Below are 12,473 nucleotides of genomic sequence, written 5' to 3' on the forward strand. Positions count from 1 at the left end.
CGGCGCCAATTCGTGAACCGACCGATCGCCATGCGTTATGCCGCCTACGCCGCCAGCCTGCTGTTGACGGTGATCTCGTTGTCGCTGGTCTGGCTGCACCATCCGGACTGGTGGTGGGGCGTGGCCGCGTTCGGCGCGATCGCCGCGCTGGGCACCGCCGACCTGCTGCAGACCCGCAGCACCCTGCGCCGCAACTATCCGGTGCTGGCCCATTTCCGCTACGGCCTGGAATCGATCGGCCCGGAGATGCGCCAGTACTTCATCGAGGCCGACACCGCCGAGGTGCCGTTCTCGCGCCAGCAGCGCGCCCTGGTCTACCAGCGCGCCAAGTCGGTCAACGACGTGCGTCCGTTCGGCAGCCAGCAGGACGTCTACAGCCAGGACTACGAATGGATCAACCATTCGCTGGCGCCGACCGCGCACGTGCCGCACGACTTCCGGGTGACGATCGGCGAGCACGCCGCCCAGCCGTACTCGGCCAGCGTGTTCAACATCTCGGCGATGAGCTTCGGCTCGCTCTCGGCCAACGCGATCCGCGCGCTCAACAAGGGCGCCAGGCTCGGCGGCTTCTACCACGACACCGGCGAGGGCTCGATTTCGCCGTATCACCGCGAGAACGGCGGCGACCTGGTGTGGGAGATCGGCTCGGGCTATTTCGGCTGCCGCGACGAGCGCGGCCTGTTCGACGAGCAGCGCTTCGCCGCCAACGCCGGCGATCCGCAGGTCAAGATGATCGAGATCAAGCTGTCGCAGGGCGCCAAGCCCGGCCATGGGGGAGTCCTGCCGGCGGCCAAGGTCAGCGCCGAGATCTCGGCCACCCGCGGCGTGCCGATGGGCCAGGACTGCGTGTCGCCGGCCGCGCATTCGGCGTTCGATTCGCCGCTGGGCCTGCTGCGCTTCGTCGCCCGCCTGCGCGAGCTGTCCGGCGGCAAGCCGACCGGGTTCAAGCTCGCCATCGGCCATCCCTGGGAGTGGTTCGGCATCGCCAAGGCGATGCACGAATCGGGCCTGTTGCCGGACTTCATCGTCGTCGACGGCGCCGAGGGCGGCACCGGCGCGGCGCCGGCGGAGTTCATCGACCACGTCGGCGTGCCGATGCACGAGGCGCTGATGCTGGTCCACAACACCCTGGTCGGGCTGGAGTTGCGCGACAAGATCCGGATCGGCGCCGCCGGCCGCATCGTCAGCGCCTTCGACCTCGCCCGCACCCTGGCGATGGGCGCGGACTGGTGCAACGCCGCGCGCGGCTACATGTTCGCGCTGGGCTGCATCCAGGCGCAGAGCTGCCACACCGACCGCTGCCCGACCGGGGTGGCGACCCAGGATCCGAGCCGCTGGCGCAAGCTCGACGTGCCGGACAAGGCCAGCCGCGTGTTCCATTTCCACGAGAACACGCTCAAGGCGCTGCGCGACCTGCTGTGCGCGGCGGGCCTGCGCCATCCGGGCGAAATCGGGCCCGAACACATCCTGCGCCGGGTCTCGCCGACCGAGGTGCGTTCGCTGGGGGCCTTGTACAACTTCCTCGCTCCGGGCGACCTGATCGGCAAGGTGCCGGCGCATGCGGTGTTCCAGGCGTTCTGGAGCGCAGCGCGCAGCGATTCGTTCGCCGCGCCGGCGCGGGTGCTGGCGATGCGCGAGAGCAAGTCGTTGTAGCCCACGCGCGCCGGCTTTCTGTAGGAGCGGCGTCAGCCGCGACAACCGCAGCGGTGTGCGCCAGCGCCATTGCCGAAGCCTGGGCGGTCGCGCTGTTTCGTCTGGCTGCGCGATGCTCCGCCGCCTCTGCGGTCGCGGCTTGGGCGCGGGGGAACTCCCCGCAGGGCGCCGCCCCTGCAGGCGGCCCCGGTGCGGACTGGTCGATCCGCGGCGGCTTGCGGCCGCTTACAACAACTCCAGCACCCGCTCCGGCGGGCGGCCGATCACGGCCCGGCCGGCGTGGACGAAGATCGGGCGTTCGATCAGGCGCGGGTGCGCGACCATCGCCGCGATCAGCGCGGCGTCGTCGAGGCCCGGATCGGCCAGGTTCAGTTCGCGGTATTCGTCTTCGCCGCTGCGCAGCAGTTCGCGCGCCGACAGGCCCAGCAACCCGAGCAGGGCGCGCAATTGCGCGGCGTCGGGCGGCGAGTCCAGGTAGGCCACCAACGCCGGCTCCAGGCCGCGCTCGCGCAGCAGTTCCAGGGCGCCGCGCGACTTGGAGCAGCGCGGATTGTGGTAGAGGCGGGTGGGGGCGAGGTGGGGGTCGGTCATGGGGCGGGTCCTGGTCGGGACGGGGCGAGAGCGGAGGCGAGGGCCGCGCCGGCGCGGCGCCGGAAACGAAAAAAGCCGGCTTGCGCCGGCTTTTCGTGGAACTGGTGGGCGGTGCAGGGTTCGAACCTGCGACCCTCGCCGTGTGAAGGCGATGCTCTACCGCTGAGCTAACCGCCCGAGTCTTATCGGGCCGCAAAGTGTAATCGGGCTTTTTCGGGCTGACAAGCCTCGGCGGAAAATTTTTCCGCGGGGCGAGGCAGGCGCGTCCGGCGGCAGTCGCGTTCTGCCCGATCGCTTCATGTCCCTCGCGGCCGCCGCGAGATTACTCCAACTGCTCCTTGGCGAAGGCCGCGTCCAAGGCTTCCATCGCGTCCAGCGGCTTGAGCTTGGCGGCTTTCTCGTACGCGGCCGCGGCCGCGGCTTCCTGCTTGTCGCCGTGCAGGAGCAGCAGCACGTTGCCGTGTTCGATATGCGCGATCGGCGAGTCCGGGGTCAGCTTGAGCGCGGTCTTGATGTGTTTCTCGGCATCGGCGGCTTTGGCGCCGTAGGTCAGGCCGCCGATCATGCCGCCGATCTTGTCGATGATTTCGGCGTGGTACAGCGCCATCGCGGTATGCGCTTCGGCGTGCTTGGGCGCGAGTTCCAGGGTGGCGTCGAGGGCGTTGCGCACCTTGCCGGCGATGCCGGCCTTGAGCGCCTTGGCGATGCTCAGCCCCTGACTGTAACGGCCCAGGGCGAAAGCGTGGCGATAGTGGCTGTTGGCTTCGTCCGGCAGCGCCTTGACCGCGGCCTCGGCGATCTTGGCCGCCTGCTCGTAGCGTTGCAGTTGCTCGTCTTCGTCCTCGACCAAGTAGGTGGCGTGGATGCCGAGCGCCTTGACCGCGACCGTGGCGCCGATCGGGCCCAACGCCTGGCCGGCGTCGAAGGCCGCCTTGAAGTCGCCGCGGTGGAAGGCGCGCCAGGCCTCCTGCAAGGCGTCGGCCAGCGCGGCCGCATCCAGGCCCTTGGGCGCGGCCTTGCCGGCGGCGTCGATCAGGGCGGCGGCGCGCTTGGCGTCGGGGTAGGGCTCGGTGTCGCCGGCATGCAGCTTGGGCCAGGCTTTCTTGAGAGCGTCGCCGGCATAGGCGTAGGCCTTGGCATCGTGGGGAAAAGCGGCCCAAGCGGATTTAGCGGCCATCTGCGGTCCTTGTCGACAGGTCGGGTGGGCAGCATCCCGCCGCGGCCGTGCGCTGGCAAGAGGGCGGCCGCGGGCTTGCGGCAGCGGTCGCGGCTAGTGTGAATGCTCGATGGCGACGGCCCACAGTGGCGCGGTGAAACCCCCGGTCCCGGGCGGTCGTGCGGAGCGAACCATGGCAGCTGTGAAGCGCAACAAGACGGCGGCGAAGAGCCCAAACCCCACGCTGCGCCACGTCTGGCTGGCCGGCCTCGGACTGGTCGTGGTCGCGCGCCGCGAAGCGCTGGCGGGCGGCGCGCGCGCGCTGGACCGGATCGGTTCGCTGCAGCGTCGCGCCCAGGGCCTGGTCGCCGATGCACGCGACAACGTGCGCGGCGGGATCGAGAACGTGCGCGGCCAGGTCGAGCCGACGGTGGTGAAGTTCAGCGCCGAAGTCGAAGCCCGGCTGGCGCCGGTGCTGGACAAGCTCGGCCTCAAGGGCAGCAACAAGCCGCGCCGCGGCGCGCGCAAGCCGCGCAAGGCGGCCAAGCCGGCGCAGGCTCGGCGCGGAGCGCGCAAGCCGGCGTTGCGGCGGACCCGCCGCGCCTGATCCGGGATCGTTGACCAAAGGGCGCTGCGGCGCCCTTTTCGTTGCCGCACTGCGGTCCGGCGCGTTTGCCGGATCGGGGCGGGGGCTGGGCCCGGTCGGGCGGCAGTCGGGCGATTCCAGCGTCCTGGACGCCGCCTGCCACGGCGCCGCGACCCCGGTCCCATTCCATCGGCCGGCAACGCGTACGGTCGGGCCCGCGATGGCCTAAACTCCACGGTTCCCGTCGCCGCTTCCGGCGGCGTCCCACGTTGCCCACTCAGCGCGCCGAGCCGATGTCCGCAGAACCGATCGATTTCCACGCTTACCCGGACGCGTCCGGTCACTTCGGCCGCTTCGGCGGGCGCTTCGTCGCCGAGACCCTGATCGCGCCGCTGGAGGAACTGGCGGCGGCCTACGACGCGGCGCGGGTCGACCCGGCCTTCATCGCCGAGTTCGAGCGCGACCTGGCCCATTACGTCGGCCGGCCCAGCCCGATCTACCACGCCCAGCGGCTCAGCGACGAAGTCGGCGGCGCGCAGATCCTGCTCAAGCGCGAAGACCTGAACCACACCGGCGCGCACAAGATCAACAACACCATCGGCCAGGCGCTGCTCGCCAGCCGGATGGGCAAGACCCGGATCATCGCCGAGACCGGCGCCGGCCAGCACGGCGTCGCCAGCGCCACCGTGGCCGCGCGCCTGGGCCTGGAGTGCGTGGTCTACATGGGCGCGACCGACATCGAGCGGCAGAAGATCAACGTCTACCGGATGAAGCTGCTAGGCGCGACCGTGGTGCCGGTGACCAGCGGCTCGCAGACCCTCAAGGACGCGCTCAACGAAGCGATGCGCGACTGGGTCACCAACGTGCGCGACACCTTCTACATCATCGGCACCGTCGCCGGTCCCGACCCGTATCCGCGCATGGTGCGCGACTTCAACGCCGTGGTCGGGCGCGAGGCGCGGGCGCAGATGCTGGCCGAGTACGGCCGCCTGCCGGATGCGATCACCGCCTGCGTCGGCGGCGGCAGCAACGCGATCGGCCTGTTCCACGCTTTTCTCAACGACCGCTCGGTGCGGATCGTCGGCGCCGAAGCGGCCGGCGACGGCATCGACAGCGGCCGCCACGCCGCCTCGCTGGCCGCCGGCCGCCCCGGCGTGCTGCATGGCAACCGCACCTACGTGCTGTGCGACGACGACGGCCAGATCATCGAGACCCACTCGGTCTCCGCCGGCCTGGACTACCCGGGCGTCGGTCCCGAGCACGCCTTCCTCAAGGACGCCGGCCGCGCCGAGTACGTCGGAGTCACCGACGAAGACGCGCTGGCCGCGTTCCGCACCCTGGCCCGTACCGAGGGCATCCTCGCCGCGCTGGAGTCCAGCCACGCCATCGCCCAGGCGATCAAGCTGGCGCGCTCGATGCCCAAGGACCAGGTGGTGCTGTGCAATCTGTCCGGGCGCGGCGACAAGGACGTGCATACCATCGCCGGGCGCGAGGGGCTGCATTTTTGAAGCGAGGAACGAGCGTGGAGGAGTGAGGAGCGAGCGAAGCACCGCCTTGCCGCCCCGCGATCCTCCACGCCGCTTTTGAACCGCTCACTTCTCACTCCTCACTTCTCACCACAGCCCTCCCATGAACCGAATCGACGCCAAGTTCCACCAACTGCACGCCGCCGGCCGCAAGGCGCTGATCCCGTTCCTGACCGCCGGCGACCCTTCGCTGGAAGCGACCGTGCCGGTCATGCACGCGCTGGTCGGCGCCGGCGCCGACGTGCTCGAGTTGGGCGTGCCGTTCTCCGATCCGATGGCCGACGGGCCGGTGATCCAGCGCAGCTCCGAACGCGCGATCGCGCGCGGCGCCGGGCTCGGCTGGGTGTTGCAGGCGGTGCGCGAGTTCCGCCGCGACGACGCCGATACGCCGGTGGTGCTGATGGGGTATCTCAACCCGATCGAGATCCGCGGCGCGGCGCGCTTCGCTGCCGACGCGGTCGCGGCCGGGGTCGACGGCGTGCTGTTGGTCGACCTGCCGCCGGAAGAGGCCGCCGAACTGCGCGGCGCCTTCGCCGACACCGGCCTGGCCTTGATCCTGCTGGCCTCTCCGACCACCACCGACCAGCGCCTGGCCTTGCTGTGCGAAGGCGCCCAGGGCTATCTGTACTACGTCAGCTTCGCCGGGGTCACCGGCGCCGACCGGCTCGACGCCGGCGCCGCCAACGACCGCCTGCACGAGATCCGCGCCCGCAGCCGGGTCCCGGTGGTGGCCGGGTTCGGGATCAAGGACGCGGCCAGCGCCGCGGCGATGGCGCGCGAGGCCGCCGGCGTGGTGGTCGGCAGCGCCCTGGTCGCGGCCCTGGCCGAGGCCGGCGACGAGGCCGCCGCGCGCACCGCAGCGGACTTCCTCGCCCCGCTGCGCCAGGCCCTGGACGCGCGTGGCTGAACGGCCGGCGGCGGGCGTCGGCGCCCGCTGCGCTAAACTCATCCGCCGATGCGCGGTGGCGCCTGCCGCCCCGTTGCCCGCCGGCACTTCACCCGTGGTTGCCTGAACAGGAAGATTCCATCGCATGTCTTGGCTCAAGAAACTCATGCCCTCCGGCATCCGCACCGAGACGGTCGCGGCCAAGCGGCGCAGCGTCCCCGAGGGGCTGTGGGAAAAGTGCGAAAGCTGCGGCGCGGTGCTGTACCGGCCGGAGCTGGAGGAGAACCTGGAGGTCTGCCCCAAGTGCGGCTTCCACATGCCGATCCGCGCCCGCGTTCGCCTGCTCGCGTTCCTCGACGCCGGCAGCCCGCAGGAGATCGCCGCCGAGCTCAGCCCGGTCGACGTGCTGAAGTTCAAGGACCAGAAGAAGTACGCCGAACGCTTCAAGGCGGCGCAGAAGGCGACCGGCGAGCGCGACTCGCTGGTGGCGATGACCGGCACTCTCAAGCAGCGTCCGCTGGTCGCCTGCGCGATGGACTTCGCCTTCATGGGCGGCTCGATGGGCTCGGTCAGCGGCGAACGCTTCGCCCGCGCCGCCGAACGCGCCTTGGCCGACCGCGTGCCGCTGGTCTGCTTCGCCGCCAGCGGCGGCATGCGCATGCAGGAAAGCCTGTTCTCGCTGATGCAGATGGCCAAGGCCTCCGCCGCGCTGGGCCGGCTGCGCGATGCCGGGCTGCCGTTCATTTCGGTCATGACCCATCCCACCTTCGGCGGCACCACCGCCTCGTTCGCGATGCTCGGCGATCTCAACCTGGCCGAGCCCGGCGCGCTGATCGGCTTCGCCGGCCCGCGCGTGATCGAACAGACCGTGCGCGAAAAATTGCCGGACGGTTTCCAGCGCAGCGAGTTCCTGCTCGAGCACGGCACCGTCGACCAGATCTGCGATCGACGCGAAATGCGTGACCGCCTCTCGCATCTGTTGGCGCTGTTGATGAAACAATCGCAACCCGAAGACGACGCAGAGGCGGCGGCTTGATCGCAGCGGCCCGACCGCGCGCGTCATGGGGGACCGCCGCGGCGGTCCTTGCCGTCTGTGGACACGAGCGCGGGCTGGATGGCCTAGGGGCGCGATCGGTGTCGGCGGCGTCTTCGATCCTGTCCCGATCACATCCAGCGCCCGCGTCCTGGTGCGACGCGCCGCGCTACCTGGAGGTTGAACTGCATGGCTCGTAAGTATTTCGGCACCGACGGCATCCGCGGCCGGGTCGGCGAAGGCCCGATTTCCGCCGATTTCGTCCTGCGCCTGGGCAACGCCTACGGTCACGCCCTGACCCGGCGCGGCTGGCGCAATCCGATGGTCATCATCGGCAAGGACACTCGCATCTCCAACTACATGTTCGAGGCCGCGCTCGAAGCCGGGCTGGTCGCCGCCGGCGTCGACGTGCAACTGATGGGGCCGATGCCGACCCCGGCGGTCGCCCACCTGACCCGTTCGCTGCGCGCCGACGGCGGCATCGTCATTTCCGCCTCGCACAATCCGCATTACGACAACGGCATCAAGTTCTTCTCGGCCGAGGGCGAAAAGCTCGACGACGAGACCGAACTGGCGATCGAGGCGGCGCTGGAACAGCCGTTCCGCACCGTCGAATCCGAACGCTTGGGCAAGGCCGTGCGCACCCGCGACGCGATCGGCCGCTACGTCGAGGCGTGCAAGAACTCGGTGCCCAAGGGCTTCGACCTCAGCGGCATGCGCATCGCGATGGACTGCGCCAACGGCGCCACCTACCAGACCGGCCCGCTGGTGCTGGGCGAGCTCGGCGCGCGGGTCGACGCGATCGGCATCGATCCCAACGGCCTCAACATCAACGACGGGGTCGGCTCGACCCACCCGCAGACCCTGGTCGCGCGGGTCCAGGCCACCGGCGCCGACCTGGGCATCGCCTTCGACGGCGACGGCGACCGGGTGCTGTTCGTCGACGGCGAAGGCCGGGTCTGCGACGGCGACGACCTGCTGTACGTGCTGGCCAGCGACTGGCAGCGCAGCGGCCGCCTGCAGGGGCCGGTGGTCGGCACCCTGATGACCAACTACGGCCTGGAGCGCGCGTTCGAGCAGATGGGCATCGGCTTCCTGCGCGCCAAGGTCGGCGACCGTTACGTGCACCAGCAACTGATCGCCCACGGCGGCGTGCTCGGCGGCGAAGCCTCCGGCCACCTGCTGTGCCTGGACCGCACCAGCACCGGCGACGGCATCGTCAGCGCGCTGCAGGTGCTGGAAGTGCTGGGGCGCAACGGCGTCACCCTGCGCCAGGCGCTGGATGGGCTGTACCGGGTGCCGCAGAAGACCGTCAACGTGCGTTACGAGGGCGAGGCCAAGCCGGCCGAGGCGGCCTCGGTGCAGGAGGCGCTGCGCCATGCCCAGGCCGCGGTCAGCGGCCGCGGCCGCGCCTTCCTGCGCCCGTCCGGGACCGAGCCGGTGGTGCGGGTCACGGTCGAGGCCGACGACGAAGCGCTGATGCAATCGACCCTGGACACCCTGTCCGCCGCGGTGCGCGCCGCCGCGGCCTGAACCCGCTCGCGTCGATCGTTCCCGAACGCACCGGCGCCCAGCGCGCCGGTGCGTTTTTGTTTGCGCACCGCCCTTGTAGGAGCGGCGTGAGCCGCGACAGCGTTCTTGCGGTCTCGCAGCGTGTGCCGTTCGAAGGCTTCCAAAGCCTCAAAAGCAAAGCTTCCGTCCGCAAGCGGCCGGGTCACTTTCTTTGTCCAAGGCGACAAAGTCCCAGGGGATTTCCTGCGGTCAAAAGTAACCAAAGAAAACGCCACAACTGTTTCGAATCAAGAGCCGCTATGGGACAAGGTTTGCGCAGGGCTGCTCCGCACAGGCCATCCCTGGCCTGGCTGCGCACGGCCCGCATCCCTGCGGGCCGCCCTTCGGGGGCTTCAGGGCTTTCTCACGAGTTCGTTGCGGCGCCAAGCTCATTACGGCAACGGCAACGGCAACGGCAACGGCAACGGCGGCCGCAACCGCACAGACCGAAGCGCGTGCGGGTCAGTGCTGTTGCTGGAAGCGGGTCAGCATGTCCCAGGACTGGCGCAGGGCGGTCGGGTCGACCTTGGCCTCGGGCAGCGGCCGGTAGCGGCGGTCGACCACGGTGGCCGCGCCATAGTTGTCGAACAGATAGATCCGCTCGCCCTGGCGGATGCCCCGTTGCGACCAGCTCTCCACCAGCAGCGGCCGCTGCGGCTGGGGCGGGCCGAACAGGTCGCGGCCGGTGCTGTAGTCGCCGGCCGGGTTGCGGCAGCCCAATGCGTGACGCATCACGGTCGGGACGAAATCCTCGTGCGCGGTGACGTGGGCGAACTTCTGCGGCGCGCGGCCGGGCCAGCGCAGCACGAACGGGGTGCGCAGCTGGTAGTCGGAGAAGTTGCCGTTGTGGCCCCAGTAGTTGAGCTTGAGGTCGTTGAATTCCTCGCCGTGGTCGCCGGTGATCAGCACCACCGTGTTTTCGGCGAAAGGGCCGGCGTCGAGCGCGCGCAGGAATTCGCCGATCAGGCTGTCGGCGTAATGCACGGCGGTGCGGTAGCGGTTGAATTCCGGGGTCGGGTCGTGGTCCGGGCCCAGGTCCAGCGGATTGACGTCGGCCGCCATCGGCCGCGCCAGCGGCGGATAGCCCTTGGGCATGTAATAGGGCTGGTGCGGCGAATCCAGGAACACGAAGCCGAAGAAGCGCCCGTCGCGCGGAGTCGCGGCGATGTCGGCCTGGAGCCGGCGCAGGATCTCGCGGTCGCGCTCGGCGCTCTTGCGCTTGCGCGGGCCGTTGACCACCCGGTCGCGCACCTCGGAGAACACGGTGCGGTCGAACTCGGGGCTGTGCAGCGGCGCGCTGCCGTAGATGTGCATGCCGTAGCCGTCGCGCTTCATCTGCCCGATCAGGGCCGAGCCGCGCTGTTCGGCCAGCATCGGGTGCCAATAGCCGCCGGGCAGGCCGTAGAGCAGGCCGAATACGCCGAACCGGGTGGCGTTGCCGGAACTGTAGTGGTCGTCGAACCATTGCGAGCGCTGCGCGTAGGCCCATACGTTGGGCATCGCCTGCGGGTCGAGCGCGTCGTGGCGCAGCGATTCGAGCAGGATCACCACCACGTTGAGCTTCGGCGCCGGGTCGCACTGCAGCGGGCGCAGCGGGTAGGTCAGCAGGCCTTCGCTCTGGGCCGGCAGAGACGCGCCGGGATCGCGCTCGATGCCGAACCGGGCCAGCGCGTCCTTGAGCGTGATCGGCTGGGCCCAGGGGATATAGGGCAGCTGCGACATCACCGCACGGTCGCCGCGCGCGTCGTAGTAGGCGACCATGCCCTGGCCGGCCAGCATCACCGCCGCGGCCGCCAGCCAGCCCTTGAGCACGCGCTGCCAGCCCGGCCGGCGCTCGAGCAGGCGCCACCACAGCCAGGCGATCACGATCTCCAGCGCCAGCACCGAGCCGACCGCGAGCGCGATCAGGCCCCAGACCGCGCCGGAGAACACCACCTGGTCCTGCATCGCGCCGCCGAACACCATGTTGGCGACCATCGCATTGAGGTGGAACCGGTACAGGGCGAAGACCTTGGCGTCGGTCAGCAGCAGGCAGATCCAGGCCGCCTGCAGCAGCACCGCGGACGCGCCCAGCACCCGCACGCTGCGGGTCGCCCAACCCAGCAGCAGCGCCGGCAGGCCGAATACGGCGCCGAAGAACAGGAAGTGGCCGGGCAGGGCCAGGGTCAGGAAGAACGCGGCCTTCCAGTGCTCGGCCAGATGGGCGAAGGGGATGTTGGACGCGGCGATGGCGATCGCGGCCAGCGCGTTGCTGAAGATGAACCCGGTCAGCCAGGCCAGGGCGCGGCGCGCCGGGAAGGCGGGGCGGGCGACTGTATCTTGCATGCGGGGGGGCGTTCTCGGCGGCCGACGGTACTGCCGGCGCGCAAGGCCGGTCGGGGCGCGACTGTATCGCGTAATCCGCCCCCGGAATACCGCCGGGAGGCGGCTTTGCCGGCCCTGTCGCGTCGCGGCGAGCGCGGACGCCGGGTTTGAGCGAAAATGGCCCATTACTCGAGACCGAAGACACCACAGGAAGGTTACGTGAGTCAGATCCCCACCCTGGACATCCGCCGCTTCGACACCGACCGCGAGGCCTTCGTCGCCGAACTCGGCGCGGCCTATCGCGAATGGGGCTTCGCCGGCATTCGCGGCCACGGCATCTCCGACGAGCAGATCGACCGCTCCTACGACGTGTTCAAGCGCTTCTTCGCCCTGCCCGACGAAGTCAAGCGCAAGTATCACGTGCCCGGCGGCGGCGGCGCTCGCGGCTACACCCCGTTCGGCGTGGAAACCGCCAAGGACTCCAAGCATTTCGACCTCAAGGAGTTCTGGCACGTCGGCCGCGAGATCCCGCGCGACTCCAAGTACGCCGCGGACATGCCGGCCAACCTGTGGCCGGAGGAAATCCCCGAATTCCGCGAGCAGGCCTACGGCCTGTACCAGGCCCTGGACCGGCTCGGCTCGCGCGTGCTCAGCGCGCTGGCCCTGCACATCGGCCTGGCGGAGAACTACTTCGCCGACAAGACCGATTCGGGCAACTCGATCCTGCGCCCGATCCACTATCCGCCGATCACCACCGACGACATTCCCAACGTGCGCGCCGGCGCGCACGAGGACATCAACCTGATCACCCTGCTGGTCGGCGCCAGCGCGGCGGGCCTGGAAGTGAAGTCGCGCCAGGGCGAGTGGGTGCCGTTCACCGCCGACGCCGACACCATCGTGGTCAATATCGGCGACATGCTGCAGCGCCTGACCAACCACGTGTATCCCTCGACCACCCACCGCGTGGTCAACCCGCCGGGCGAGCAGGCGCGCCAGCCGCGCTACTCGACCCCGTTCTTCCTGCACCCCAACCCGGACTTCCTGATCGACGTGCTGCCCTCGACGATCAGCGCCGACAACCCCAGCCGTTACCCCGAGCCGATCACCGCCCAGGGCTATCTGGAAGAGCGCCTGCGCGAGATCAAGCTCAAGTAGTCGTTCGGGGTTCGGTGCTCGGGGTTCGGTGC

Annotated in this window: 10 protein-coding genes and 1 tRNA gene; 7 read left to right on the forward strand and 4 right to left on the reverse strand. The window is 70.0% G+C overall.

Annotated features, from left to right (window positions below):
* Positions 1 to 30 precede the first annotated feature (30 nt).
* Positions 31 to 1,653: an FMN-binding glutamate synthase family protein gene (locus tag AC3A57_RS08800; protein WP_487578835.1), complete on the forward strand. Its 1,623-nt coding sequence runs from the start codon at positions 31 to 33 to the stop codon at positions 1,651 to 1,653.
* Positions 1,654 to 1,878: 225 nt separating this feature from the next.
* Here AC3A57_RS08800 and arsC read toward each other — a convergent pair whose 3' ends face one another.
* From arsC to AC3A57_RS08815, 3 genes are all read right to left on the reverse strand, one after another.
* A complete protein-coding gene (arsC, locus tag AC3A57_RS08805; protein WP_487578570.1) occupies positions 1,879 to 2,244 on the reverse strand; it encodes an arsenate reductase (glutaredoxin) in 366 nt (121 codons plus the stop codon).
* Between the two features lie 102 nt (positions 2,245 to 2,346).
* A tRNA-Val gene (locus AC3A57_RS08810) sits at positions 2,347 to 2,421 on the reverse strand.
* Between the two features lie 145 nt (positions 2,422 to 2,566).
* Entirely contained in the window at positions 2,567 to 3,421 is an 855-nt protein-coding gene (locus AC3A57_RS08815; protein ID WP_221672973.1) for a tetratricopeptide repeat protein, read from the reverse strand.
* A 172-nt stretch (positions 3,422 to 3,593) separates the two neighbouring features.
* On the opposite strand from AC3A57_RS08815, the gene AC3A57_RS08820 reads away from it, so the two are divergent.
* From AC3A57_RS08820 to glmM, 5 genes are all read left to right on the forward strand, one after another.
* A complete protein-coding gene (locus AC3A57_RS08820) occupies positions 3,594 to 4,007 on the forward strand; it encodes a hypothetical protein (protein WP_487578571.1) in 414 nt (137 codons plus the stop codon).
* Between the two features lie 272 nt (positions 4,008 to 4,279).
* Positions 4,280 to 5,494 (forward strand): tryptophan synthase subunit beta, encoded by a 1,215-nt coding sequence (gene trpB, locus AC3A57_RS08825; RefSeq protein WP_487578572.1) that lies wholly within the window; start codon positions 4,280 to 4,282, stop codon positions 5,492 to 5,494.
* 121 nt (positions 5,495 to 5,615) lie between these two features.
* Positions 5,616 to 6,419 (forward strand): tryptophan synthase subunit alpha, encoded by an 804-nt coding sequence (gene trpA, locus AC3A57_RS08830; protein WP_487578573.1) that lies wholly within the window; start codon positions 5,616 to 5,618, stop codon positions 6,417 to 6,419.
* A 124-nt stretch (positions 6,420 to 6,543) separates the two neighbouring features.
* Positions 6,544 to 7,434 carry an acetyl-CoA carboxylase, carboxyltransferase subunit beta gene (gene accD, locus AC3A57_RS08835; RefSeq protein ID WP_487578574.1) on the forward strand — a complete coding sequence of 297 codons (891 nt, stop codon included), beginning with the start codon at positions 6,544 to 6,546 and terminating at the stop codon, positions 7,432 to 7,434.
* Between the two features lie 186 nt (positions 7,435 to 7,620).
* Positions 7,621 to 8,964: a phosphoglucosamine mutase gene (gene glmM, locus AC3A57_RS08840; RefSeq protein ID WP_487578575.1), complete on the forward strand. Its 1,344-nt coding sequence runs from the start codon at positions 7,621 to 7,623 to the stop codon at positions 8,962 to 8,964.
* Positions 8,965 to 9,444: 480 nt separating this feature from the next.
* On the opposite strand, the gene AC3A57_RS08845 is transcribed toward glmM, so the two are convergent.
* Positions 9,445 to 11,307 (reverse strand): sulfatase-like hydrolase/transferase, encoded by a 1,863-nt coding sequence (locus tag AC3A57_RS08845; protein WP_487578576.1) that lies wholly within the window; start codon positions 11,305 to 11,307, stop codon positions 9,445 to 9,447.
* A gap of 156 nt (positions 11,308 to 11,463) precedes the next feature.
* Between AC3A57_RS08845 and AC3A57_RS08850 the strand changes: the two genes are divergently transcribed.
* Positions 11,464 to 12,441, forward strand: a complete 978-nt coding sequence (locus AC3A57_RS08850; RefSeq protein ID WP_487578577.1) for an isopenicillin N synthase family dioxygenase — start codon at positions 11,464 to 11,466, stop codon at positions 12,439 to 12,441.
* Positions 12,442 to 12,473 lie beyond the last annotated feature (32 nt).

It is taken from the genome of Lysobacter sp. Soil_C_15, from assembly GCF_057657315.1.